At 59.2% G+C, this 25,456-nt stretch carries 24 protein-coding genes; 11 read left to right on the forward strand and 13 right to left on the reverse strand.

The genetic code is table 11. From position 1 onward, the window contains the following. Window positions 1-88 precede the first annotated feature (88 nt). Window positions 89-538 (reverse strand): SufE family protein, encoded by a 450-nt coding sequence (locus tag Q6L55_02160; protein MEN9257524.1) that lies wholly within the window; start codon window positions 536-538, stop codon window positions 89-91. 448 nt (window positions 539-986) lie between these two features. Between Q6L55_02160 and Q6L55_02165 the strand changes: the two genes are divergently transcribed. The 4 genes from Q6L55_02165 (at window position 987) to Q6L55_02180 (ending at window position 5,495) form a co-directional block, all read left to right on the forward strand. Next, on the forward strand, window positions 987-2,108 hold the full coding sequence (locus tag Q6L55_02165; protein ID MEN9257525.1) for a response regulator: 1,122 nt from the start codon (window positions 987-989) through the stop codon (window positions 2,106-2,108). 24 nt (window positions 2,109-2,132) lie between these two features. After that, window positions 2,133-3,011, forward strand: a complete 879-nt coding sequence (locus tag Q6L55_02170) for an ABC transporter permease (GenBank protein ID MEN9257526.1) — start codon at window positions 2,133-2,135, stop codon at window positions 3,009-3,011. Between the two features lie 98 nt (window positions 3,012-3,109). After that, window positions 3,110-4,399 (forward strand): glucose-1-phosphate adenylyltransferase, encoded by a 1,290-nt coding sequence (locus Q6L55_02175; protein MEN9257527.1) that lies wholly within the window; start codon window positions 3,110-3,112, stop codon window positions 4,397-4,399. A gap of 7 nt (window positions 4,400-4,406) precedes the next feature. Further along, window positions 4,407-5,495, forward strand: a complete 1,089-nt coding sequence (locus Q6L55_02180) for a histidinol-phosphate transaminase (protein ID MEN9257528.1) — start codon at window positions 4,407-4,409, stop codon at window positions 5,493-5,495. On the opposite strand, the gene Q6L55_02185 is transcribed toward Q6L55_02180, so the two are convergent. Genes Q6L55_02185 through Q6L55_02195 form a run of 3 tightly spaced genes read right to left on the reverse strand, consistent with a single transcriptional unit; the run spans window position 5,460 to window position 8,651 of the window. Continuing rightward, the gene (locus Q6L55_02185) at window positions 5,460-5,936 is read right to left on the reverse strand and encodes an SRPBCC family protein (GenBank protein MEN9257529.1); all 477 of its coding nucleotides are present in this window, start codon (window positions 5,934-5,936) and stop codon (window positions 5,460-5,462) included. The two genes, Q6L55_02180 and Q6L55_02185, sit on opposite strands and share 36 nt — an antisense overlap. Beyond that, on the reverse strand, window positions 5,926-7,341 hold the full coding sequence (zds, locus tag Q6L55_02190; GenBank protein MEN9257530.1) for a 9,9'-di-cis-zeta-carotene desaturase: 1,416 nt from the start codon (window positions 7,339-7,341) through the stop codon (window positions 5,926-5,928). Before zds ends, Q6L55_02185 begins: the two co-directional genes overlap by 11 nt. A gap of 23 nt (window positions 7,342-7,364) precedes the next feature. Next, window positions 7,365-8,651, reverse strand: a complete 1,287-nt coding sequence (locus Q6L55_02195; protein MEN9257531.1) for an FGGY-family carbohydrate kinase — start codon at window positions 8,649-8,651, stop codon at window positions 7,365-7,367. A gap of 44 nt (window positions 8,652-8,695) precedes the next feature. On the opposite strand from Q6L55_02195, the gene Q6L55_02200 reads away from it, so the two are divergent. Both Q6L55_02200 and Q6L55_02205 read left to right on the forward strand, forming a co-directional pair. Further along, entirely contained in the window at window positions 8,696-11,506 is a 2,811-nt protein-coding gene (locus tag Q6L55_02200; GenBank protein ID MEN9257532.1) for a cation-transporting P-type ATPase, read from the forward strand. 56 nt (window positions 11,507-11,562) lie between these two features. Then, entirely contained in the window at window positions 11,563-12,576 is a 1,014-nt protein-coding gene (locus Q6L55_02205; GenBank protein ID MEN9257533.1) for a response regulator, read from the forward strand. Here Q6L55_02205 and Q6L55_02210 read toward each other — a convergent pair. The 3 genes from Q6L55_02210 to Q6L55_02220 are packed head-to-tail and all read right to left on the reverse strand — an operon-like array spanning window position 12,562 to window position 15,245. Beyond that, entirely contained in the window at window positions 12,562-13,437 is an 876-nt protein-coding gene (locus tag Q6L55_02210) for a fructosamine kinase family protein (protein ID MEN9257534.1), read from the reverse strand. The two genes, Q6L55_02205 and Q6L55_02210, sit on opposite strands and share 15 nt — an antisense overlap. Beyond that, window positions 13,434-14,453 carry a thiamine phosphate synthase gene (locus Q6L55_02215; GenBank protein ID MEN9257535.1) on the reverse strand — a complete coding sequence of 340 codons (1,020 nt, stop codon included), beginning with the start codon at window positions 14,451-14,453 and terminating at the stop codon, window positions 13,434-13,436. Before Q6L55_02215 ends, Q6L55_02210 begins: the two co-directional genes overlap by 4 nt. A 3-nt stretch (window positions 14,454-14,456) precedes the next feature. Next, window positions 14,457-15,245 (reverse strand): SAM-dependent chlorinase/fluorinase, encoded by a 789-nt coding sequence (locus tag Q6L55_02220; protein MEN9257536.1) that lies wholly within the window; start codon window positions 15,243-15,245, stop codon window positions 14,457-14,459. 71 nt (window positions 15,246-15,316) lie between these two features. On the opposite strand from Q6L55_02220, the gene Q6L55_02225 reads away from it, so the two are divergent. Genes Q6L55_02225 through aroC form a run of 3 tightly spaced genes read left to right on the forward strand, consistent with a single transcriptional unit; the run spans window position 15,317 to window position 18,484 of the window. Then, window positions 15,317-15,433, forward strand: a complete 117-nt coding sequence (locus Q6L55_02225; protein ID MEN9257537.1) for a photosystem II reaction center protein I — start codon at window positions 15,317-15,319, stop codon at window positions 15,431-15,433. 50 nt (window positions 15,434-15,483) lie between these two features. Then, window positions 15,484-17,370: a DUF3769 domain-containing protein gene (locus Q6L55_02230; GenBank protein ID MEN9257538.1), complete on the forward strand. Its 1,887-nt coding sequence runs from the start codon at window positions 15,484-15,486 to the stop codon at window positions 17,368-17,370. A 25-nt stretch (window positions 17,371-17,395) separates the two neighbouring features. Further along, window positions 17,396-18,484: a chorismate synthase gene (aroC, locus tag Q6L55_02235; GenBank protein ID MEN9257539.1), complete on the forward strand. Its 1,089-nt coding sequence runs from the start codon at window positions 17,396-17,398 to the stop codon at window positions 18,482-18,484. Here aroC and Q6L55_02240 read toward each other — a convergent pair whose 3' ends face one another. Both Q6L55_02240 and Q6L55_02245 read right to left on the reverse strand, forming a co-directional pair. Beyond that, entirely contained in the window at window positions 18,485-18,943 is a 459-nt protein-coding gene (locus Q6L55_02240) for a hypothetical protein (protein ID MEN9257540.1), read from the reverse strand. Between the two features lie 86 nt (window positions 18,944-19,029). Further along, the gene (locus Q6L55_02245) at window positions 19,030-19,731 is read right to left on the reverse strand and encodes an RNA methyltransferase (protein ID MEN9257541.1); all 702 of its coding nucleotides are present in this window, start codon (window positions 19,729-19,731) and stop codon (window positions 19,030-19,032) included. 58 nt (window positions 19,732-19,789) lie between these two features. Between Q6L55_02245 and Q6L55_02250 the strand changes: the two genes are divergently transcribed. Together Q6L55_02250 and Q6L55_02255 are read left to right on the forward strand one after the other, a co-directional pair. Continuing rightward, complete coding sequence (locus Q6L55_02250) at window positions 19,790-20,446, forward strand: CIA30 family protein (GenBank protein MEN9257542.1); 657 nt, start codon at window positions 19,790-19,792, stop codon at window positions 20,444-20,446. A gap of 27 nt (window positions 20,447-20,473) precedes the next feature. Then, window positions 20,474-21,106 carry a precorrin-8X methylmutase gene (locus tag Q6L55_02255; GenBank protein ID MEN9257543.1) on the forward strand — a complete coding sequence of 211 codons (633 nt, stop codon included), beginning with the start codon at window positions 20,474-20,476 and terminating at the stop codon, window positions 21,104-21,106. Here Q6L55_02255 and Q6L55_02260 read toward each other — a convergent pair. The 4 genes from Q6L55_02260 to aspS form a co-directional block, all read right to left on the reverse strand. Then, a complete protein-coding gene (locus Q6L55_02260; protein MEN9257544.1) occupies window positions 21,068-21,436 on the reverse strand; it encodes a response regulator in 369 nt (122 codons plus the stop codon). The genes Q6L55_02255 and Q6L55_02260 overlap by 39 nt on opposite strands. A gap of 1,231 nt (window positions 21,437-22,667) precedes the next feature. Continuing rightward, window positions 22,668-23,186 (reverse strand): DoxX family protein, encoded by a 519-nt coding sequence (locus Q6L55_02265; protein ID MEN9257545.1) that lies wholly within the window; start codon window positions 23,184-23,186, stop codon window positions 22,668-22,670. 75 nt (window positions 23,187-23,261) lie between these two features. Continuing rightward, the gene (locus tag Q6L55_02270; GenBank protein MEN9257546.1) at window positions 23,262-23,615 is read right to left on the reverse strand and encodes a DUF309 domain-containing protein; all 354 of its coding nucleotides are present in this window, start codon (window positions 23,613-23,615) and stop codon (window positions 23,262-23,264) included. Then, window positions 23,615-25,405, reverse strand: a complete 1,791-nt coding sequence (gene aspS, locus Q6L55_02275) for an aspartate--tRNA ligase (protein MEN9257547.1) — start codon at window positions 25,403-25,405, stop codon at window positions 23,615-23,617. The genes Q6L55_02270 and aspS overlap by 1 nt, the downstream gene beginning before the upstream one ends. Window positions 25,406-25,456 lie beyond the last annotated feature (51 nt).

Raw genomic sequence — 25,456 nt, forward strand, 5'->3', positions numbered from 1 at the left:
GACAATCAGCCCACAGCCGTCTTCGCCGAGAACTTACCATGCCTTGGTAAAGAAAAGGTTATAGAAGGGGTAAAATTCAGTTCAGTTATTAATCAGCGCCAGGGGTGGGGGGAATGTAAGCGGCCACCTGCCTTTTCAAAAACTGCACTGCGCTCATAAAACCGTTGTTGCGAGACGGCGTCAGGCTCACATCCAGCCCCGTCAATTTGATGAAATCAGGGGGCACCGCTAAAATTTCTGCCGGTGTCAGACCACCCAACCCCAAGACTAGGATCGCCAGCAAACCCTTGACCAATTGGGAGTCCGCATCAGCGTCAATGTGCACCCGCCCCTGCTCGTCCAAATGGGTCGCCAGCCAGGCCTGGGAGACACACCCCTTGACCTGATAGTCCGGCACACGCTGGGTCTCGGGAAACGGCGGCAACTTCTGGCCGTAGCGAATCAGTAATTCGTATTTCATCCGCGCCGGATTGGCCCGCTGGAGCCGTTCCACAATTGCCTGCAACGACGGCGGCAAACCGGTCACCGATTCGGGCATGGCCACGTCCGCAACTGAATGTACCCCCATTGTAACCAGCCACCTCACCCCCGCCCAAGGTGCAGGACTCGTGACGAAGACCGGGAGTTATCCAGGGGTTTCACAAAATTTAACCCCAATTTAATCTTCATCTGGCACACTTGCCCGCTTGGCTCGCCCTAGGGAAATTACCTAAGTAAAATTACGATGCTACCGACCTTGAGCGTCCCGCTCCTAAGAGAAATTAGGGAATGTTACCAGTATTTTATACTTATTTTGTTAGTACAAAAGCAAGCTTATACTAGGCTATAAGCCTGGGCAGGAGTCTGGCAAATGCCCGTCTAGAGCTGTTAAGCTGAAAAGCAAATGTCCTAGGTTATTCAATGGTTAAGAAATGTTGCAGGATTTGCAAAGGATTATTAAAATTGAGAAACGCGTACCTGTAGGTTCACGGTCACAGGAGGTGGCGATGGCGGGTCAGGCGTTTCCGGTTGCGGATTTGGGGGCGGTGTTGTCAAAGGTCGAGGGTCAGCGTTTAGCGGGGGAACTGCAACTCAGCAACGGTCGGCAGCAATGGCGGTTGTGGTTTTTTGGGGGCCGGTTGTTGTGGGCCACTGGGGGTGTCCATCGCTATCGGCGCTGGCGGCGGTTAACCCAACGACTGGCTCCAGAGCTGGCCCAGCAGGCGGGCAAACCGGAGGCGCCCTGGGAGTACGAGGCCCTGTTGGCGGCGCTTACCGCTAGGCAGATCTCCCGGGAGCAAGCCCAGCAGGTGATCCAGGGGGCGGTAACGGAGGTATTTTTTGACCTGGCCCAGACGTTGACCTTAGCCCAGCTGGGGGTCGGGCAGGTGCGGGGCTTGTGGGATACGGAGGCGCGTTTGCCGGGAGAAATGGTTTTGCTGGGGCCGACGGCGGAATGGCAGCGGGTGATGCGCCTGTGGCAGCAGTGGCAGCAGGTGGGGTTGCGGGCTACGTCCCCGGATATGGCGCCCCGGTTGAACGACCAGCGGCGGTTGGCGCAGCGGGTGCGTCCCCAGACCTATCTCACCTTGAGTCGCCTGTGCGATGGGGACCATACGTTCTGGGATTTGGCCCTGGAGACGGGAGCCGAACTGCCGTTGGTGGGGCAATCGCTGCTGGCGTTGGTGCGGGAAGGTTACCTGCGATTGGAGCAGGTGGCGGACTTGGCGCCCCCGGCAGAAACCCAACCCAAGGCCCTGGTGGCCTGTGTGGATGACAGCCCGGTGTGTTTGCGCAATGTGGTGCAGGCCCTGGGGGAGGTCTTTGAGGTCCTGACGCTGGAGGACCCGCTGCGGGGGTTGGGGACCTTGATCCAGGCGCGCCCCCAGTTGATCTTCCTAGACTGGTTGTTTCCTGAGGTCAACGGTTTGGAAATCTGTGCCCTGTTGCGCAAGGCGCCGGGGTTGAAGGAGGTACCGATTGTGTTGCTCACGGCCAACGGGGGGTTGCTGGACCGGGCGCGGGCGCGTTTGGCTGGGGCCAACGAGGTCCTGGAAAAACCGGCGACGCCGGAACAACTGCGGGCGGTGGCGGAGCGCTATATCGCCAAGGCACCGGTTTCCCGCTAACTATGGCAAATTAAAGTTGGCCGTATGACCTGGGTTGGACCGGTGGGGAGCCGTTCCTGGTGGTTGTGGCGTGTCCTATTAATTACTCCTACCCTGTGGCTGGGTGTATTTTTTGTCCTGCCCCTGGGGCTGTTGGTGGTCTATAGTTTTTTGACCTCCCAGGGCTATGGCAATGTGGCTTGGCAGTGGACGGCGGCGAATTACCTGCGTCTGGGGAATCCTACCTACCTGGAGATTTTCCTGCGGTCGGTGGCGTTGGCTGTGGGAACGACGGTGGCCTGTCTGGTGTTGGGGTATCCGTTGGCCTTGTGGTTGGTTACGCAACCGCGTCCCCGCCGCACGGTGCTGTTGTTGTTGGTGATCATCCCTTTTTGGACCAATTTTTTGGTGCGCACCTACGCCTGGATGGTGCTGTTGGGCCAGCAGGGGGTCATTAATTCTCTGTTGCTGCACCTGGGGTTGATTCGCGAGCCGTTGAACCTGTTGTTTACCCCTTTGGCGGTGGGGATCGGGCTGGTGTATGGGTATTTGCCTTTTATGGTTCTACCTTTGTATAGTGCGCTGGAGAAGTTTGATTTTACCCTGGTGTGGGCGGCCCAGGATTTGGGGGCCAATTTCTGGCAGGTGTTTTATTGGGTGTTGCTCCCGTTAAGTGCACGGGGCATCACGGCGGGATGTCTGTTGGTTTTTATTCCGGCGGTGGGTAGTTTTATCATTCCCGATCTTTTGGGGGGTGCCAAAAGTTTAATGGTGGGCAATCTGGTGCAGAGTCAGTTTTTGAAAACCCTGGATTGGCCATTGGGGGCGGCCTTGTCGGTGGCGCTGATGGCCTTGATCGTCATCCCGCTCCTGGGGTATTTGCGCCTGGGGGAATCCCGGGAACCCTGGCATTTCACCGGTTGAGGCTGGCGGAAAATGCTACAACTGGATACAGGGAGGCTTGTGGCAGGGCGCCCTCTTGGGGGACACTGGTACTGACAACCGCAAGGGAGGGACAGGTTATGAAGCGGGTGCTGGCGATCATTCTGGGTGGAGGTGCGGGGACACGGCTTTACCCCTTGACCAAGCTGCGCGCCAAGCCGGCGGTTCCCTTGGCGGGTAAGTACCGGTTGATTGATATTCCCATCAGCAATTGCATCAATTCCGAGATTCACAAAATTTACGTTTTGACCCAGTACAACTCAGCGTCTTTGAATCGCCACCTCAACCGCACTTACGTGTTTGCCGGCTTTTTAGATGGGTTTGTGGAGGTGCTGGCGGCTCAGCAAACGCCGGATAATCCCGGGTGGTTCCAGGGGACAGCGGATGCGGTGCGCCAATACATGTGGCTGTTTGAGACCTGGGATGTGGACCAGTATTTGATCCTGTCGGGGGACCACCTGTACCGTATGGACTACCGGCAGTTTATCGGCCATCACATCCGCACTAACGCCGATATTACCCTGTCGGTGATTCCGGTGGAGGAGAAGCGGGCTTCGGCGTTTGGCCTGCTGAAGATTGATGAAACGGGACGGGTGGTGGATTTCCGGGAAAAACCCAAGGGGGATGCCCTATACGCCATGCGGGTGGATACGACGCAACTGGGGTTGTCTCTGGAGGAAGCCCTGCGCAAACCCTACATCGCTTCGATGGGGATTTATGTGTTCAACAAAGACATTCTCAAGAAGTTGTTGATGGAGGACCCCAGTCGCACGGATTTCGGCAAGGAGGTGATTCCCGCCGCCATCAAGGATTACAACATCCAGGTGTATTTGTTTACGGATTACTGGGAGGACATCGGCACGATTGAGTCTTTTTACGAGGCAAATTTGGCGCTGACCAAGCAGCCCAATCCCCCCTTTAGCTTCTACGACGAAAAGGCCCCGATTTATACCCGCTCGCGCTACCTGCCCCCCTCGAAGTTGTTGAACTGCGAAATTGTGGAATCCCTCATTAGTGATGGCTGTATTTTGAAGGAGTGCCGGGTGCGCCATTCGGTGTTGGGGGTGCGCTCGCGGATTCAGTCTGGCTGTGTGATTGAAGATACGTTGGTGATGGGGGCGGACTTTTACGAACCCTATGAACAACGGTTTCCTGACCCCCTGGATTCTCACATTCCAGTGGGAATTGGGGAAAATACGGTGATTCGCCGCTGTATCGTGGATAAAAATGCCCGTATCGGTCGGGATGTGCAGATTATTAACAAAGATTGGGTACAGGAGGCGGACCGGGAGGCTTTGGGGTTTTATATCCGCAGCGGTATTGTGGTGGTGATTAAAAATGCCACCATTCCCGATGGGATGATTATCTAAGGTGGGAATGTTGCCCTGTTTGCGACCGGATTTGGCCGGTTTGACAGTCTATCATCCCCCGGTGCGGGAAAGCGGGCTGGATTGGCTCGACGGGAATGAATCCCCCTGGGATTGGCCGCCGGCGCTCAAGGAAAAACTGGTCTGGCTTTACCGGCAGGACATCCACAACAACCGCTATCCCGACAGCGCCCACACCGACTTGAAACAGGAGTTGCTGCAGTACTTAAGGGAACAACTGGAAGCGGATGCCCCAAACCAACTCACCGTTGATTGGTTGACTATTGGCAACGGCTCTGATGAGTTGATTCGCTCGATTTTGATTGCGACTTGTTTAGGGCAAAACGCCGGGATTCTCATCGCCGAACCCACCTTTTCCATGTACAAAATCCTGGCGCGAACCTTGGGGATTCCGGTATGGGATGCCGGGCGCGCGGAGGGGTTTGCCATGGATTTGACCCGGGCCGACCAATTGATCCGGCAAGAACCTATCCGGGTGGTGTTTGTGGTGCATCCCAATTCCCCCACTGGTAATGGGCTAACGGCGGCGGAGCGGGCCTGGCTGCAGCAGTTGCCCCCACAGGTGCTGGTGGTGGTTGACGAGGCCTACTTTGAATTCAGCCAAGATACCCTGTTGCCGGTGTTGCTTCGCCATCCCAACTGGCTGATTTTGCGTACCTTTTCTAAGGCGTTTCGCCTGGCCAATTTGCGCATTGGTTATGCCGTTGCCCATCCCGAGGTGACCAAGGCCCTGGAGCAGGTGCGGTTGCCCTACAACCTGAGTGGGTTTTCGTTGCTGGCGGCCCAACTGGCGCTGGCGCAACGCCGTCCCCTACTGAGTGTCATCCCGGAGATTCTCACTGAACGAGAGCGGGTCTTGGCTCAACTGCGCCGGCTTCCTGGTCTGCAAACCTGGCCCAGTCAGGGGAATTTTCTGTTTATCCGGCCCACGGGGGTCACGCCCGAGCAGCTCCACCAACAACTCTATGATCTGGGCACGGTGGTGCGCTGTACGGGTGGGGGGGTGCGTCTCACCATCGGCACGCCGGCGGAAAACTCGCGTCTAATTCAGCGGTTGCGCCAGTGCTGCGGGGGCTAGGTTTTGGCTGTAGTCCCGGAAACGCTCTAGGTCCGCTTGCAGGGTGCGTTCCACATGGGGGCCCACCAGGCCGTCTACCCACTGGCTCACCCAGGCGGGCAGGGCATAGGCCACGGTCAACTTGACAATACACTGCGGCCCCCGGTCGTAAAAGCGTACGGCTCCCCGGTTGGGCAGCCCCGTCACTGACTCCCATTGGATGATCTGGTGGGGAATTTGTTTGACAATGCGGGACTCCCAGTAGAAATCCAATCCCCGGGTCGCCAGGTGCCAGCGGGACAGCTCCGGTCGGTCCGGCAACACCTCCACCGAACGAATCCACTGCATCCAGCGGGGCATTTGCTCCAGGTCCGACCACAAGGCCCAGGCCAGGCTCACCGGCACGTCCACCGTCACCTGCACCGTATGCTCGCACCATTCCCCCATGCCGCTACCCCCCATAGGCCAACACGGCTTGCGCCGCTCGCTGCCCAGAAATCACCGCCCCCTCCATGCTGTCAATATAATCCTGCTGGGTGTAGCTCCCGGCCAGGAAAAAGTTGGGAATGGGTGTCCTCTGGGGCGGGCGGAACGGCTCCATCCCCGGATTTTCCCGATACAGGGACTGGGCCAGCTTCACTACACTATACCAGGTCAGGTGGAGGCGGCGGGCGGCCGGAAAAAGCTCCCGCACCTGGGCCAGGGCATGCTGGGCAATTTGCTCGTTGGGCATGGGGATAAACCAGTCCCCCGGCGTCAGCACCACCTGGAGCAGCGAGCCTTGCCCCTCCCGGTAGTAATCCGCCGGACTGGTGAGGGCCAAATCGGCAAAACAAGAGAAATCGGCATCGGCGCTGTAGAGCAAATTGTCAATTCCCTTGCCCCCAGTCCCCGTTACATCCGTCACCCAGCCGTCAAAGCGTAACTGCACCGTCACTACCGGTACCGTATCCAGCTTGTAAATCCGGTCAAACTCCGGCCAGCGCCGCCATTGCAGGGGCAACAGCCGCTGTATCCCCGGCACATCGCAGGCGGCAATATAGGCATCGGCTGTGACAAGTTCCTCGTGGTCCCCCCGGGCCACCACCAGCCCCGTCACCCGTGTTTCCCCGTTGATGTCGGCAAATTCGATTCGGCGCACCCGGCTCGAGGTAAAAATTTGTCCCCCCCGCTCCCGGATATAATGCACCAGGGGCTGATGTAAATAGGTGTCGGGGGACCCCTTGAGCATGTTGAGTCGGGAAGCCTCCGTGCGGGCGGCAAACATTAAAAAGATGGTGAGCATACAGCGGGCGGAAATCTGCTCCGTATCGATAAACCCCAAAGCCAGGGCAATGGGATTCCACAGGCGCTCTAGGCTATGTTGCGACCCCCCGTGCCGGCGAAACCAATCGGCAAAGCTGTAGCGGTCCAAAGCCCGGATTTGCCGCATGGCTCCCTCGTAATCCAGCAACCCCGGCACGATGGGACTGGTTCCCAGCGCCAGGGCATTGCGCAACTTGTCCCACCAGGTGAGCTGTTCGGTGGTGAAAAACGCCTTTAACCCGTGAAAGGGCGCCCCCAAGGGAAAACGAAAATCCAAATGCCCCAAACGCCCCCCCCGGTTCACAAATGTATGCACATGGTCTTTGGGCAGGAGATTTTCATAGGCCCCCACCTGACGCATCAGGGCAAACAGGTGGTCGTAGTTATGAAAAAAGACATGCAGACCCATTTCGATGTGGTTGCCCTGGTCGTCCTGCCAACTGCCGACTTTGCCCCCTACAAACCGGCGGCCTTCATACACCGTCACCTGATGCCCCTGGTCCACCAGCGTCACCGCCGCCGCCAAACCCGCCAGACCTGCCCCAACGATGGCCACCCGCATGGTTAGTCAACTTTTAACACTGCTTAACAGTTTATCTCAGGGTTTCCCGTTACCGGCAACCCCAGGGCCAAGCGGGCTGCTCCCCAAGCCGCCTCCTGCTGTTGCGCCACCAGCACCGGCACCCCCAACATCTGTTGCCGGATGGCCTGCCAGGCCCGGTTGTGACTGCCTCCGCCGCTGGTGAACACCCGTTGCACAGCCGGTGCCCCCAGGGTGTGCAACAGGCGGTATCCCTGGGCTTCGATACGGGCCATGGCCGTGAGCAGGGCTTGTAAAAACAGCACGGGTTTTTCTGGGCGCGGCTCCAGGCAGGGTTCCAAATGGGGGTCACAGATGGGAAAGCGTTCCCCGGGTTGCAGCAGCGGGTAGTACCCCAAGTCGTAAGGGACAGGGGGGTCGATCTGGGCACTCAGATGGGCCAATTCCTGGGAAGAGAAGAAGTGGCTGAGCACGGCACCCCCGGTGTTGGAGGCGCCCCCCACCAACCATCGGTCCCCCAGGCGATGGCTATAGACCCCGGTGGCCGGGTCGTCAATCCGTCGGTCGCTGAGCAATTTCAGCACCAGTGTTGAGCCTAGGGATGTCACCCCATCCCCCAACCGCTGCGCCCCACTGGCGATGAAGGCGGCCGTGCTATCGGTTGTCCCCGCGTGCACCTGGCAATCCGGCGGCAACCCCAACTCCCGGGCCACCTCCGGGCGCAACGGCCCCACCACCGTTCCCGGCCTGAGAACTTCCGGCAGATGTACAGGAAACGGCACATTCCTCACCCAATCCGGGTAGCAACGTGCGCCGGGGTCATAGCCGAGCTTGAGGGCGTTGTGCTCATCGCTCACCCCTAGTCGCCCGTGCAGCCAAAAGCCCAGCCAGTCCGCCTGATGTAGTAAGTAGGTATCCGGCGACAGGAATCCCTGCTGCCCATACCAAAACAATTTCGCCAGGGCCGATGTCGCACTGAGCACCAGATGGGGGCCTGGCCCATAGCGTTGCAGTTCCTCCAGGCAGACCACCGCCCGCCCATCGTTGTAAAGCAGAACTGGGGCGATGGGTTCCCCCTGACGGTCGGTGAGCAATACCGTCCCCGATGTACCGGCTATACCGATGTGGTGGATACGGGGTTTCAGAGGCGGGGGAATCCCGTGCAGGGCCTGCTCCAGAGCCAAGCGCCATTGCCGGGGGTCAGCGGGGTCTGCCAGGGGTTGACGGTCCGTGTGGTGCACAGCCCCTTGGGGATCGATCACCAGGACCTTCAGGGCCGATGTACCGCAGTCAATGCCTAGGGCCAGCGTTTCACACCCCTGTTCAACCATTCGGCTACCCCCTAGGATGGAAACTAGGTATCTACACCGCGGACATGACCGTTTCCCCTGACTGTACCACGCCCGCTTGGCATAGCTTATCCATTGGTGACACTCTAACCTATCTGGAAACCAGTCCCGACGGTTTAGCAGCGGCAGAGGCGCAACGCCGTTTAGCCCAGTACGGCCCCAACGAACTCCAGGAAACCCATGCCCGCAGTCGCTGGGACATCCTCCTGGACCAGTTCAAAAACGTGATGTTGGTGCTGTTGATCGTGGTGGCCCTGGTGTCCGGGCTGCTGGATGTTTTGGAGTCGATCCAATCCCAACAGTTGGTCTTTCCCAAGGACACCCTGGCGATTTTGGCCATTGTGGTGCTCAACGGCCTGCTGGGGTATATCCAAGAAAGCAAGGCGGAACAGGCCCTGCTGGCCCTGAAAAAAATGTCAGCGTCCCGGGTGCGGGTGATCCGGGGCGGACAGGTGCAAGAAGTGGATGCGCCGGAGCTGGTGCCGGGGGATGTGGTGCTCCTGGAGGCGGGCAATAAAATTCCGGCGGACGGGCGTTGGCTGGTGACCGCCAATCTCCAGGTGCGGGAAGCCATGCTCACCGGGGAAGCTTTACCCGTGACCAAACAGGCGGATGTAGTCCTACCCCCCCAGACGGAGGTGGGCGACCGGGTAAATTTGGGGTTCATGGGCACGGAGGTGGTTCACGGGCGGGGCACGCTGGTGGTCACCCAAACAGGGATGAACACGGAGCTGGGGAAAATTGCCTCGGCCCTCGAGACGGTAGAAGTCGAACCCACCCCCCTGCAACGGCGCATGGACCAACTAGGGAAAACCCTGGTGACCGGGGCCTTGACCCTAGTAGCTCTGGTGGTGACCGCCGGCACCCTATACGATCCTGGGATGTTTGGCACGCTGGTGGAAGTGTCCCTGAGCATGGCGGTGGCGGTGGTGCCCGAGGGACTACCGGCGGTGGTGACGATTACCCTGGCCTTGGGCACCCGGCGGATGATGCAACGCCAGGCCCTGATTCGCCGTTTACCCGCTGTCGAAACCCTCGGTTCGGTAACGGTGGTGTGTTCGGACAAGACGGGCACCCTGACCCAAAACAAGATGGTGGTGCAGGCGCTGGCCCTACCGGATTTGGGCTATATCCAGGTGACGGGCAAGGGCTACGAACCCAACGGCGAATTCTTCGGCCCTGACCACACCCCCTTTGCTCCCCAGGCCCACCCGGAGGTGATGTCCCTGTTGCTGACGGGCCTGTTGTGCAACGACGCTACCTGGAAACAGGAGCAGGGGGAATGGGTGATCCTCGGCGACCCCACCGAAGGGGCGTTGATCCCCCTGGCGGCCAAGGCGGGTTTGACGCAGGAGCGCTACGGGTTGCTGCGGGTAGCGGAGTTTCCCTTTTCTTCGGAACGCAAGCGCATGAGTGTGGTGGTGGACACGGATGACCAACCCTTATTTGCCTTTGTGCGGGGGGAGTTCTTGCTGCTGTGCAAGGGGTCGCCGGAGTTGACCTTGGCCTGTTGTGACCAGGTGCAACGGGGCCTGGAGGTGCAACCGCTCACGCCGGAGCAACGGCAACACATCCTGGCGCAAAACAATGTCTTGGCGAGTCAAGGGCTGCGGGTGCTGGGGTTGGCCTACCGGTCCCTGGATGCCCTGCCACCGGGCCCCAATGCCGATGACCTGGAGCAGGGGTTGATTTGGTTGGGATTGGTGGGCCTTATGGACCCTCCCCGTCCCGAAGCCAAAACCGCCGTCGCCCGTTGCCATGCCGCCGGCATTCGGGTGGTGATGATCACGGGCGACCACCAACTCACCGCCTGTACCATCGCCAAGGAACTGGGCATCTGGCGACCCAGGGATGGGGTACTCACCGGGCGGGACCTGGAGACCTTGACCCTGGAGGCCCTGGTGGAGCAGGTCGAACGGGTGACGGTCTATGCGCGGGTCTCCCCGGAACACAAGCTCAAGATCGTACAGGCGTTCCAGAAAAAAGGGCATATCGTCTCTATGACCGGGGATGGGGTGAACGATGCCCCGGCCCTCAAACAGGCGGATATCGGCGTGGCTATGGGTATCACCGGGACGGATGTGAGCAAAGAAGCCAGCGACATGATCCTGCTGGATGACAATTTCGCCACCATCGTTGCGGCGGTGGAGGAGGGGCGGGTGGTCTATAGCAATATCCGGCGCTTTATCCGCTACATCCTGGGCAGTAACATTGGGGAAGTGATTACGATTGCCATGGCGCCGCTGCTGGGGTTGGGGGGTTCGCCCTTGACGCCCTTGCAAATTCTCTGGATGAATCTGGCCACCGATGGCATTCCGGCGCTGGCGCTGGCGGTGGAACCGGGGCGAGCCGTCGTCATGCACCAACCCCCCAAAGACCCCCAGGAAAGCATCTTTGCCCGGGGTCTTGGGTCCTACATGGTCCGGGTGGGGCTGGTGTTTTCCACCGTGACCATCGCTCTCATGGTCTGGGCCTTTGATTACACCCAAACCCATACCGCCGGTGGCCTGGACCCGCAGCGTTGGCAGACGATGGTGTTTACCACGTTGTGTTTAGCCCAGATGGGCCATGCCCTGGCCGCCCGTTCCGATAGCCGCTTGCTCATTGAACTGTCTCCCCGTAGTAACCCCTGGATTTGGGGGGCGGTGGGATTGATGACCCTGGCGCAACTGTTGATCGTCTATGTCCCGCCCCTGCGCCGGTTTTTCCGGGTGTTTTATCTGCCGCCCCAGGAGATGGGCATTTGCTTGGCCTTTAGCACCCTGGTGTTTGTCTGGGTGGAGTTGGAAAAGTTAGTAATCCGTCGCCTCTGGCCGGGCTATGACCGGGAAGGTTAGGTGACTTAGGGACAGCGGTGTGCGACCATAAAGACAGGGTTGAGCCAGTAACGACCATGACCGTAACCAGCCGCCACGACCCGGTCCACATCCTGGTCATTGATGACAGTATGGTGGTGCGAGAACTCATTGCCCAGTACCTGGAGGAGGGGGGGTATATTTTGGAAACGGCTGCCAATGGGGAGGAGGCCTGGGCGGCCATTTGTGAATCGCCCCCGGATTTGATCATCAGCGACTGGTCCATGCCCGGTATTTCTGGGATTGAGCTATGTCGCCGGGTGAAATCGGACCCCCAGTTGCAACACATTTACTTCCTGATGCTGACGGCGCGGGAGGATGCGGCCGACCGGGTGCTGGGGCTGGATACGGGGGCGGATGAATTTATCTGCAAACCCATTGACGCCGAGGAATTGCGGGCTAGGATTCGGGCGGCCTTGCGGGTGCGGCAATTGACCCGTTCCCTGATGGAGGCCAACCAACGCCTCAAGGACCAGTACCATTTGTTGGCCTCCATGTCCCTGATTGATGAGGAAACGGGGGTGTTGAATGAGCGGGCCTTTCGCACGGCCTTACCGGGACTGCTGCGCCAGATTGGGGAACGCCCTCCGGAGGGCCCCATTGATGAAAACTACGTGCTCTACTACCGCTACGGCAGTCTGTGGCTGCTCCAGGTGGATGATTGGCCCGCCTGGGAAAGCCAATACCGGCCCGAGGTGCGACGGCAAGTGTTGACGGTGGTGGCCCGCCGGTTACAAAGCCGCTCCCTGCCGGGCAGTTTGTTATACCGGGTGGAGACGGCTCAGTTTGCCTGTGTAACGCTGGGGCTGACACCGCAGCGGGCCTATGAGTTCGGTCGCGTCCTGCGCCAGGCCATTGCTGAGCATCCAGTGAGCTTGACAACCGAACTCTCGCTTCCGGTGACCGTCAGTTTGGGGGGGGTTGTCCTCACCCCCGAAACCAGCGGCGATCCAGAGGGGGTGTGGTCTCAGGCCCAGGTCGCCCTCCAGAAGGCCCAAAGTCAGGGCACCAATCAACTGCTGCTGTTGGGCTATGAGTCAGCCGGCCATTGACTGAATTTGCGCCATCATGGCCAGGGCCTGGTCCAAGTAGCTGCCACCAAACAGGCTGAAGTGATTAAGGATGTGGTAGAGGTTGTAGATGACCTTGCGCTGGGGGTAACCGGGCGTCAGGGGCCAGGTTGCTTGGTAGCCCTGGTAGAACGTCTCGGGGAAACCACCGAACAATTCGCTCATAGCTAAGTCCACTTCCCGGTGCCCATAGTACACGGCGGGGTCAAAGAGCACGGGTTCCCCCTGGCTGGTAAAGGCGGCATTGCCCCCCCACAAATCCCCATGCACCAGGACGGGTTCGACGGGTACATCTTGGAGTAGTCGGTGCACTCGCTCTAAAAACGCCGTCAGTTGCGGAAAGCGGCCTCCCCGGCGCTGGGCCAACTGAAACTGATACATCAACCGTTGCTGGCAAAAAAAGGTGGCCCAATCGTCACACCAGGCGTTTTTTTGAGGAGTCGCGCCGATGTAGTTATCCCGTTCCCAGCCGTAGCGTTGGCCTTGGCCCCGCTGGTGCAGTTGCGCCAGTTGCTGCCCCATGTGGAACCAGTCCCCCCGTCGCTGCAAAGACAGGTATTCCAACACCAAAAAGGCCTGGCCATCCGCTTCCCCCCAACCGATGACTCGGGGCACTTTCACCGTGCAGGTGGACCACAGTGCCTGCAACCCCTGGGCCTCGGCAATGAACATATCCAGGGCAGCGGCGCGATTGACCTTGACAAAAAACTGGCGCCGGCCATCGCTGACCACCTGATTGGCATGAATGCATCCCCCACCTGCACCCCCCCGGGGTTGCCCGGCAAAGGGCTGGCCCGTGCGCTCGCTGATGACCTGGTTGACCGCCTGCCACAAAGCAGTCATAGTCGGGATAGCTGGCGCAAAAACCGCTGCGTAACGGCACCGGGGTCTGCTGCTCCCATGATCGCCCGCACCACCGCTACCCGCTGTGCCCCCAGGGCCAACACCTCCTGCAGGTTTTCCAGGTCAATGCCGCCAATGGCAAACCAGGGTTTGGGCCAAGTCTGGAGAACGTGGGCGATGTACTCCCGGCTGGTGGGGGGTTTGTCCGCTTTGGTGGGGGTGGCATAAAAAGGGCCAACGCCGATATAATCTGCACCCCCAGCGATGGCCCGCTCCAGTTCTGCCCTATTCGTGGTCGAACACCCCAGCAGTCGTTCCGGCCCCAGCAACCGGCGCGCTACCGGCAAGGGCAAATCCTGCTGTCCCAGGTGCACCCCATCCGCCCCTACTGCCAAGGCCAGGTCCACCCGGTCGTTGACAAGAAACAGCGCTCCGTAGCGATGGCACAGCTCACCCAATTTCCCGGCCATTTCGAAACGCTGGCCGTCGGGGGCTGCCTTATCCCGGTACTGCACCAGTCGGACCCCCGCTTGCAAGGCCGCCTCCACCGTTGCCAACAGCTGGGGGGTGGGCATGGTGATGAGATACAAATGGGCCTGCTGCAGTTTTTGTCGCCGTTCGCCACCGGTGGCCGCCGTTTCCAGTTCATACACCCGGTAGCGCAACTGCTTCATCGCCTGGGCCATGGCTCCATCCACCAACTTGGCGTATTCCTCCAGCACCCGCAGCGCCTCCTGCACCCGGGCGAAATTGGCTTGCAACAGGACGGCCACATCGGGCTTGTGGGCTTCCTGGGGGTGGCTCAATCCGGTACCGACGTCATTAGCCGTATCCCGAGCCTGGCGAAATTCGGGGCGGTGCCAGCCGGCCAATTCCTGGCGATAGGTTTTGCAGCGCTCCGCCAAGTGGGGGTCGTTTTGGCCCAAGCGGCACCATTCCTCAATTACGCGCAAGCCCTCCCGCGCCCGGTCCAAATTGGCATCCAAAATGCGATAGATGCTGCCTGTGGGGTCCATGCCCTAGGAAATGGTATCGGTAAGCTCCAGCGTGACCGCATCCCCCATCTTAACACCGAACCGCTGGGCGGCATGGCCCTGGTGACACGCAATCTCCACATAGCCATGACTGCCTATTAGGGCAATGGGAGCGCCCACCGGTACATCGCTGTAGCACCGCCCCCAGGGGATGCCCTGACCCCTTAGGACCACCCGCGGTTGACAGTTGGCAGGAATCAGCGTCGCCGGCAGATTCGTCACCAGATTCCCGAAATGGTCAATGTACTGGATATGCCCCTGCCAGCCCTGGGCCAGTCGCACCGGCGACGGGGGTAACCAGCGCACCAGCGTCCCCAGGTCCAGGGGTTCCCCCAGTTCCGCCAACGGAACACCGGCAGCTAGATGCGCCGCGACCGGAGCGAAAATATCCCGCCCGTGAAACGTCTGGCTGGGGGTAGGGCTGCGCCAGTAGCGGGGATTGTTGAGTACCACAACCGTGTCCGCTTGGTCGAACCAGGGGGTGAAAATACCGTTGTCCGGACCCACCCCGTAGCCCCAGGGGGTACGCAGCCCGATGGGACGTCGGGAGCTGCCCACGCCGGGGTCTACTACCACCAGGTAAATGGCGCCGGGGGGAAAGTAGGGGTACGCCTGCTGCAAAAGAAACTGGGCCGCTTGCCACTGGTAGGCGGGAAGACTATGACTCAAGTCCACCACCACCGCCTGGGGACAAAGCCGCAAAATAACCCCCTTGAGCACACCCACGTAGTGGTCCTGGTGGCCAAAGTCGGTCAGCAGCAGAATCGGGGCCATACTTTACCATTGTGACAAGGCTGGGCCGGAGGGGGTGTTAAGATACGAATGGTGAACGCTGGGATGGAACGATGCTGACTTTGAAATACACGGTTTACGCGGTCATTACCTTTTTTGTCCTGCTGTTTGTGTTCGGGTTTCTCTCGGGCGACCCCTCCCGCAACCCCAAACGGCGGGATTTGGAATAGGGTTGACCAACGAGCGTCCGACACGTGGGTGGTGTGAGGTGGAATGAACAATGCCCTACATAGCTCCCCCAACGCCGGGAGTAGCGTCGGGAGTGACCGTTTTACAGCAGGTGCGCCCGGCGTCGGTTCGGGATATTGACTACACGACTTTGCCCCTGTGGGAGCGGATCGCCCAGGCGATAGACCCCCAGCAACGGGTGGAGGTGGAGGCCGACCGCCAGACCTTCAACGAACAAACGCAGGTTTTTACGGCCACGGGTAATGTGGTGATGCGCTACCGGGGCGTGGTTCTCCGGGCCGACGAGGTGGAGGTGAATCTCATTACCCGCAAGGCGGTGGCGACGGGGGAGGAGGTGGTGCTCACTCGGGGGGAAGAGGTCCTGCGGGGTAAGCGTTTGGAATATGACCTGGCCGCGGAAAGTGGGGTGTTTTTCCAGGTGCGGGGGGGGGTGCGGGTCCAGCCCTTGGAACCGGGTCTCCCCGATGGCCCACGCCTAGGGGAACCCACAGCACCGCCCCCTATCATTCCGGCGCCGCAAGCAGTGGAACGTCCCGGCCAGGGATTGCGCCGTTTCACGGCCGATGAACTCACCTTCGATGCCCAAGGCAACGGCACGGCTACCAATTTGCGCATTACTAACGACCCCTTTGACCCGCCGGAGTTGGAATTGCGGGCGCGCCGGGCCACCTTGACCCGCCTGCCGGATGGCGACAGTGAAGTGCGAGCAGAAGGGGGACGGTTGGTGTTTGACCAGCGGGTGAGTGTGCCCCTGCTGCGGGACCGGGTGATTATTTCTCGCCGCCGCCGCGAGGCTGCCCCTGTGGAAATCGGCTATGACCGTCAGGATTTAGGGGGGTTGTACCTTGGCCGCCCCTTCGAGGTGGTGGATACACCCACGGTATCATTTCGGCTCACGCCTATCCTGTTGGTCCAGCGCACCTTTGAGCAAGGTTTTTCCCCGGTGGGCACCAATTTCGCCTTGCGCACCCAGTTGCGGGCTAACGTCACCCCCCAAACCGACGTGAAGCTCGACAGCCTGCTGAGCCGTTTGGATTTCCAGGACCCGGAGGAGCGCCTGCGCATCCGACTGCGACTAGAGCACCGCTGGTTGCCCCGCCACAGCGTGATTGCCGAGGTGGCCGACCGGGAGCGGGTATTTAACGGGTCGTTGGGCTTTGAAACGGTGCGGTTTGGGGCGGGGGTGGCCTTGGCGTCGAACCAGCCCATTCCCCTGGGACCGGACGGCCAGACACAGTTGCAATACTTGCTCAGCGCGCGGGTGATCCGGGCCAGGAGCGACGACACCACGCCCCCCGGCCAGGAAAAGACCCTGATGCGCTACCAGGCTGCCGTGAACGTCAATCGCAGTTTTTTGGTCTGGCAGGGCAAACCGTTACCCCCCACGGCTACGGAAGGGCTGCGGTTTAGTCCGGTGCCGGTGACGCCCTTTTTTGCCATCGGGCTGGGGGCGGTGAGTTTTACCAACTTCTACAGCAACGGACGGGTGCAGACGGTGGTGGGGGGGGATGTGGGGTTTACTACTCAGTTGGGGCGTTTTGCCCGCAATTGGCTAGACTACACGGCCTTGAGCATTTTCTACTCCCCCCGTTTTCGCCTGAACCAGAAATCCCCCTTTTTCTTTGACCGGCAGGAGGACCAGCAGATTTTGCGCTTCGGCCTGACCCAGCAAATTTATGGTCCCCTGCGGGCCAGCGCCAATATCGCTCTGCGGTTGGATGGAGGCAATCCCCGGGTCATTGACGCCACCTACGGCCTGGAGTATAGCCGCCGCACCTACGGGATTTCTGTGTTTTTCAACCCGGAACGGGCAGCAGGGGGAATTCTCCTGCGCATCAGCGACTTTAACTGGCTGGGGGAACCGGACCCCTTGCTGGAGCGGGATAGGCTGGTACCACCGGCGGAAGTGTCACCCTAAACCCCTTTCTGGCAGAATTGCAAGCATGGGCAATACCTTTGGGCATCTGTTTCGGGTCACGACCTTTGGCGAATCCCATGGGGGAGCAGTGGGGGTAGTGGTGGATGGTTGCCCGCCCCGCTTACCCCTGGATGTTCAGGATATTCAAAAGGAACTGGACCGGCGGCGTCCCGGACAAAGCGCGATTACCACCCCTCGCCAAGAACCGGACCGCTGCGAAATTTTGTCGGGGGTCTTTGAGGGGCAAACCCTAGGGACGCCCATCCTCATCCTGGTGAAAAACCAAGACGCCCGCAGCCAGGACTACCAAGACATGGCCACCGCCTTTCGTCCTTCCCATGCCGATGCCACCTACCAGGCCAAATACGGCATTCGCAACTGGCAAGGGGGTGGGCGAGCTTCGGCGCGGGAAACCATTGGTCGGGTAGCCGCAGGGGCCATCGCCAAAAAAATCCTCCAGCGGGCAGCAGGGACAGAAATTGTGGCCTATGTAGAACGGGTCAAGGACTTACAGGCCCAAGTGGACCCGGAAAAGGTGACCCCGGCGGAGGTGGAAAGCAATATCCTGCGCTGCCCGGACCCGGATGTCGCCGCCAAGGCCATTGCACTCATTGAAACCATGCGCCAGGAGGGGAATTCGGTGGGGGGGGTCATCGGCTGTGTGGTACGTTCGGTGCCGGTAGGGCTGGGGTCGCCGGTATTTGATAAGCTGGAGGCCGACCTGGCTAAGGCGGTGATGTCTCTTCCGGCCAGCAAGGGCTTTGAGATTGGTTCGGGGTTTGCCGGTACGTTACTTACGGGGCGCGAGCACAATGACGAGTTTTACCGGGACGACCAGGGCCGGATTCGCACCCGCACCAACCACTCCGGCGGCATCCAAGGGGGCATCAGCAACGGCGAACCCATCGTCTTGCGGGTGGCCTTCAAACCGACCGCCACCATCCTGCAACCCCAGCGCACGGTGAATCAGGCCGGTGAGGAAGTGATGCTGCATCCCCGGGGCCGCCATGACCCCTGTGTCCTTCCCCGCGCTGTACCCATGGTGGAGGCCATGGTGGCTTTAGTCCTGTGTGACCACCTGCTGCGCCATCACGCCCAGTGTCGGTTGTGGTGACTAGGCAGGCAGCAACTTTTTCAAGATAGAAGCCTGGGCCAGCAGGACCACCAGAAAATCAATCAAGCGCAACTGGCCGTCGGGGAACTCGATGACGATGGGTTCAAACACCAAGCTGCGGGCGCGTTGTAGGGCGACCAACGTGGCATCCACAATGCGGGTGGAGCTGGGAAATTGCAACGTCTCCGCCTTGAGTACCTCCACCAGCAGTTGAATCGGCCGCTTGGGATAGATTTCTGAGCTGTAGACCTGCTGCATGTGGGACTCAAACCGCTGGCGCCCAATCGTGCCAATGACCTGACCATCTTCTACGATCATCATGCCGGGAATATCGGGGTGATCCTTCATGTACGCCATCACTTCCCGGGTGAGGGCGGTCGTCGGCACTTGATAGTCGTAGGAAGGGAGCACCTCTAACGGGGCGTCGGGATGCAGATAACTAAAATCAGGGTAAGCCATACCGTCCTCAGAACAACACAGCAATCAGGGGACACCCCCACCCTTAAACATACCCACCCTGCTGTGTCACCCGAGTTAAGCCCAAATTAAGGTTTGGACTGCATAGCCCAGCGAGCTTGCCGAATCATACCCCGCAACAGAGCCAGTTCAGCGCCAGAAGGGGCGGCCCGTTGCAGCAAACGCCGGATTTTGGCCATGCGGCGCGCCCGCGTATGGGGATACAGATAGCCAATCTGCAGCAAAAGGGACTCCAAATCCTGCAGGTAGGCCTCCACTTCGTCCACAGCAGCGACCGCCGCCGATGGAGCAGGGGGATGCTCCCGACCGTACTGATAGATTTCGTATAGGCAAATAGCGACTGCCTGGGCCAGGTTCAGCGAAGGATAGTCGGGGTGGGTAGGAAGGGTCACTTGCCGTTGCGCCAATTGCACCTCCGCCCAGGTCAACCCCCGGTCCTCCGGCCCAAACACCACCGCCACCGGCGCCACATCCTGCAATAGCCAGGGCAAAACGGCCTTCAGGGGTTCGCCAGGGGGATGCCGTCCCAGGGTGGCCACCGCCCGTACACAACCCGTGAGAGCTGTCAGCAAATCCGGCTGTACCTGGGCTGTTATGAGCACATCAGCGGCATGCACCGCCATCCGACGCGCCTCCTCCCCTTGCCAGTCACAGCGGGGTTGCACCAGCACCAGCTCCCGGCAGGCAAAGTTGCGCATCACCCGGGCTACCGCCCCCACATTCAACGGGCCAGCCGGTTCCACCAAAATCACCCGAACCGCAGGATGCATGCCGTTGATCCTAGGGCAAATCCTGCTAGGCTAGGGGTGGTCCGTCTGGAGAAACGCCATGTTCCTACCCGATTTCGGTCGGTGGTGGCAAACGGCGACCTACTTTGAAGCCGTGCCCCTAGTCAATTGCGTCCAACGTTTTTTGGGGATGCAACTGCCCCCGGCAACGGTGACCCCCCAGGGTGATGTGATTTTTGACTTCACCAAACCGGAGAGCCTGGCCATCTGGGGGGCGCTGGACGATGTGGTGATGGGGGGCCGCAGCCAGAGTAGCCTTGTGCCGGATACGGCGGGTGCCCAGTTTACAGGGGTGGTGACCACGGAAAACAACGGGGGTTTTGCTTCGGTGCGCACCCGCAATCTGCAACCACCTTTGGATTTACGGGGCTATACGGGCCTGGTCCTGCGGGTGCGGGGCGACGGCAAACGCTACAAGTTTTTGGTGCGGGATGACGCCAACTGGGACAGCCTGGCCTACAGCGCCCAATTCGCCACCCAACCCGCCACCTGGATCACGGTGAAATTGCCCTTTGGCGACTTGGTGCCCGTATTTCGTGCCAAAACGGTCCCCAACGCCCCCCCCTTGGACCTGAGTCGTATCGTTTCGTTCCAAATCATGCTGAGCAAATTTGCCTATGACGGCCAGCGCAACCCCACCTTTACCCCTGGCCCGTTCCGGCTGGAAATCGCCACCATCGGCGCCTACCGCGAATAGCCCTTCCCGATGAGACTGAGGGTAAGGATGGCGTTAGACCCGATTACCGCAGCCAGTTTTGCCACCATTGACCGGGAAATTGGTCCCCATCCTTGGGGGTGGCGCTACCCGGAATACGTGATCATCCGCCGGGTGATTCACGCCACCGGGGATTTTAGCTTCAAGCACCTGCTGCACTTTAGCCCCCAAGCCATTGAGTTGGGGGTGCAGGCCCTGCGCCGGGGCGTACCGGTGATCACCGATGTGGGATTAGTGGCCCAGGGCATCAAAGCCCACTTAGCCGCCCATTTGCCCAATCCCCTCATCAATGCCCTAGACCTGGCCCCCTCCGATGGGGAAACCCGCGCCGCCAACGGCATGGAAAACGCCCTGCGCCAGTACCCTCAACCCGTAGTCGTCATTGGCAATGCGCCGACAGCCCTCATTCGTCTTTGCCAGTTGTGGCCCGACCTGCCGACGCCCCCCGCCCTAGTCATCGGTGCGCCTGTAGGTTTTGTGCGCGTTGTAGAAGCCAAGGACCTGTTAAACCGGACCCCCTTGCCGCGGATCTGGGTCGCTGGGCGCCGGGGGGGTTCCCCTGTCGCTGCCGCGATTGCCAACGCCCTGATTGACCTGGCCGCTTCAGAAACGTCCCACCAGACTGCGAGCGGTGCGGATTAATTCCTCTTTATTAACGGGCTTGGTCAAGTAAGCCGACGCCCCCTGCTTCATCCCCCAGAACTTATCAATATCCCCCTGCTTGCTAGAGCAGATGATGATGGGAATACCGGCCGTCTCCGGTTGCTTTTTGAGCTGACGGCAGAGTTCAAACCCGCTCTCCCCCGGCAGGACCACATCCAGAACCATCAGGTCAGGCTTGTGCTTAGCCAGGTACTGCCGGGCTTCCTCAGCGCTGGCGACCCGTTGCACCAAAAACCCTTCCCCCTGCAAATAACCCGCCAGCAAAGCCGCTTCCGTCTGGACATCTTCGACTAACAGGACAGTTGGCATAACTTCCAATGACGCTAGTGCTATTTTAGCAACTAACTTACCAACTAAAGCCCGGGAATCGCCAGCAGTCCCCAGCCGGCATGGATACCGCAGGAGTTAGTTGCCATAGCTTTACTGAGTAGTGTATAGTAATCCCTAGCCATTAAAGTCAAAAATCCTGTCGTGTCTGCCAAAGAGAACAAGATTCTTATTTTGGGAGCCGGACCTGCTGGTTTGACTGCCGCCTACAAACTCAGTCAAGCAGGTTATTCTGTCACGGTCCTAGAGCGAGATGGAGGCGCAGGTTGTCTCAGATACCTGGCCTATTTTTGTTGGAATGTTATTAGTAGGCATTTTTTATCTGATACAGTTGTTATACTACCATGATGGCTTCAATCAGATCCTAAAAACCGGTCTCTATAGATCAATTGCCAATACTCCTCCATTACACAAATTTTTGAGGCAGACGGTAAGGAGTTCTATCGCATACTTCCCTTGGATTTTACCTATTCATTTACTCCGAAGAAGAACCATTCTTCTAATCATTTCGATAACCTTTACCGTTCTGAACGTTTACTTATTACGCAAATCATTTATAAACAAGAACATGGTAGCTTGTGCCACGTGTCTACTTTTTGTAGCACCCCTGGTACACAACCTAATTTTTGCTAATCATTCCTACATTCATGACTTTTCACTCTTTAAGTTTTCTATATTCTTTACATTTCTATCCGTGGTTTTGCCAAGTATGACTATACTTGTTACTTCTGCAGGTAGATACTTCTGGAGTTTACTACTGATAACCTATGTCCTGGCAGTTGGAATACTCCATGCTCCTCGGGAGTTTTACCTATACTCCGGTAGGTTTTTTGCCTCAAACTTCCCCGAACAGTTCGGTACTCTAGTTCGAAATGAATTTAGCTCCAACCAAATACCCTTCTCTAAGAATTTCGTCTATGGACCATGGCCACCCCATGGTCTTTGGTACAGTAATCGAAGAATCTATGATGTGAGCAAGTTTGAAGAAGTAGTGGGTACGTTTGGATTAAAGAGTAAGGATGTAGAGTATTATTTCATTGATAGAAAAACAGAGAGCTTAATCCAGAAATTTTGTGATAATGGTTCAATGATTAAGGAAAGAAGGCTAGAGATTACCCGTGGTGATGGACAAAAAGGGTTAGAAGACCTGATTGTCTGTAAACTCAGACATGGAACCAATTCGGATAGTTGGTCAACCTCTAGCCCACATCTATCACTTCGCGGAACGCCCGGCCTCCACCAGCGTTCTGGGTAGGGCCTGGTCCAGGGCATCCAATCGCCGGGCCTGTAGCCAGCTTCCCAACCAGTGGTCCAAGGAAATCGGCCCTGCCCCGTTCACCGTAAACAGCAGGAAACAGGCCGCATACAGGCTCGGCAACTCCAGAAACGCAATTCCCAACCCGGCCACCTTGATATGGTGATAAATGGCCACCGCCATCGTCGCCAACAAACTCAAAGCCGCCGGACGGGTCAGCAACCCGGCTATCAACAGCACCGAACCCGCCAGTTCCGCCCAGGCCGCCGCGTAGGAGAAAAAGATAGGAAACGGCAAGCCGATCACCTGCACATAGGCTTCGGCAAAACCGGGAATATCCGCCAACTTATCCAGCCCGTTGTGAATCATCACCACCCCGGCAACCACCCGCAGCATCGTCCATGTCACCGCCAACGGCCAGGACCAGTCGCCCCGGGCACGCAAAAAGTCGCCTAGCCGCATTCCCCAATGCGCCATGACCGCAACCTCCTTATTCCCGCAAAGATTCTTAAGACAAATCTATAGATTTATTACCAATTGTAACACAGCTTGTTAGGATTGGCGGGGCAGGGTCAGGGCGAAGGGGGGTGGGGAGTCTGGCATCTGTTGCAGGGCGTTAAGCAGCTTTTGCGCTTGGGTCATCAGGACGGCAAAGTCCCATTCAGTGGGGAGTTCGCTACAGCGGCGCAGGCGAAACAACCCTTCCCCCAACAGCAGCGTTGCACCCCGGTAGTTGCCATGGCTGTAGTGGTAACCGGCAACGGCCATTTGCAGCAGTCCCTGGTAGAGTGTGCGTTGCGGCTCCGGCGCGTCGTACCACAGGGCCTCCAGGGTGTCGTGACAGGCGTAGTAGTCCCCCTGGTTGAATTGGCTAACCGCTTGGGCAAAGGTCGGGGGCAGCTCCATCAGGACGCCTCGGCCGGGGCCAACTCAAACCGGATGTGCAGCTCCTGCAACTGGGCGGGGGTGACCGGCGCCGGGGCATCGGTGAGCAAATCCCGGGCCTGCTGAGTCTTGGGAAAGGCCATCACCTCCCGGATGGATTCCGCTCCCGCTAGCAACATCACCCACCGGTCCAACCCGTAGGCAATGCCTCCGTGGGGGGGCGCCCCGTATTCCAACGCCTCCAGCAAAAAGCCGAATTTCTCCTCGTACTCGGCGGGCGATAACCCAATCAACTGGAAGATTTTTTCCTGGATCGGGCGCTGGTAATTCCGTAAACTGCCGCCGCCGATTTCGATACCGTTCCACACCAGGTCATAGGCCAAGGCGCGCGCCCGCTCCAAATGGTCCACATCCTCCGGGTGGGGGGCCGTAAAGGGGTGGTGCAGGGCCTCGTAACGCTGTTCATCGGGGTTCCACTCCACCAGGGGAAAATCCACTACCCACACCAGGGCAATGGCCTCCGGGTCGATCAAGCGCAACTCTCGCCCCAAATGTTGCCGCAGGTGGTCTAGGGATTTGTTCACCACGTCCGCCGGTCCAGCCCCAAACAGCAGCAAATCCCCCGGTTGCGCCCCCGTGCGTTCCAGGAGCACCTGTTTTTGTCCTGGGCTGAGATGGTCCTTGATGGCCCCAATCGTATCCAGTTCGTAGCCCTCCCGCACCCGGATGTAGGCCAAACCCTTGGCCCCCGCCTCGGTAGCCAGCCGGAACAGGTCGCCCCCCGGTTTGATACGCACATTCGAGATGGTCTGGGCCTGGTGGGCCGGCACCGGCAGGATTTTCACCATGCCGCCGCTTTGCACCGCCTCCCGAAACACCCGAAACCCACAGTCGGCCAGTACATCGGAGACATCCACCAGCCGCAGGTCAAAGCGGGTATCGGGCCGGTCGGTGCCGTACTGGTCCAAAGCCTGTCGGTAGGTCAAGCGGGGAAAGGGCCGGGGCAGTTGGATGCCTTTGATCTTGTAGAGCACGTGGCAGACCAGGTCTTCGTTTAACCGGAGCATGTCCTCCAGGGAAACGAAACTCAGCTCCATATCCAGTTGGGTGAATTCCGGCTGCCGGTCGGCGCGCACGTCCTCATCTCGGAAACAGCGGGCGATCTGGTAATAGCGGTCGCAGCCAGCCACCATGAGCAATTGCTTAAAAAGCTGGGGGGACTGGGGCAGGGCATAGCACTGGCCGGGATAGATACGGGACGGTACCAGGTAATCCCGCGCCCCTTCTGGGGTGGAACGGGTCAGCATCGGCGTTTCTACCTCCAAAAACCCCAGTTGATCCTCCAGGTACCGGCGGATGCACTGGACCACCCGGTGACGCAGGCGCAAATTCTGCTGCAACTTATCCCCCCGCAGGGTCAGGTAGCGATATTTCAGGCGCAGTTCCTCCCGCACCGGCTCACTGCCACTGACGGCAAAGGGCAAGGTTCGGGTCACCGGATTGAGAATCACCAGCTCGGTGGCGTAGATTTCGATGGCGCCGGTGGCCAGCCGGGGATTTTCCGAGCCGGGAGGGCGTTGGCTGACCGTTCCTTTTACCTGCACCACCGACTCTAGACGCAACTGCTGGGCAATGGGGTAGGACTGGGGGGTGCGCTCCGGGTCACTGACTACTTGCACCCGCCCGCTGTAGTCCCGCAAATCGAAGAAAATCACGCCCCCGTGGTCCCGGTAATGTTCCACCCAGCCGCATAACTGCACCGTCTGGCCGATGTCTGCCCGGCCCAATTGTCCACACAAGTGACTGCGCACGTGCCATTCCCACTGGCAATTGCTTTTTTATGGTACTCCGTTGGGTGCCGG

Origin of the sequence: Gloeomargarita sp. SRBZ-1_bins_9 (assembly GCA_039794565.1) — a bacterium.
GTDB lineage: Bacteria > Cyanobacteriota > Cyanobacteriia > Gloeomargaritales > Gloeomargaritaceae > Gloeomargarita.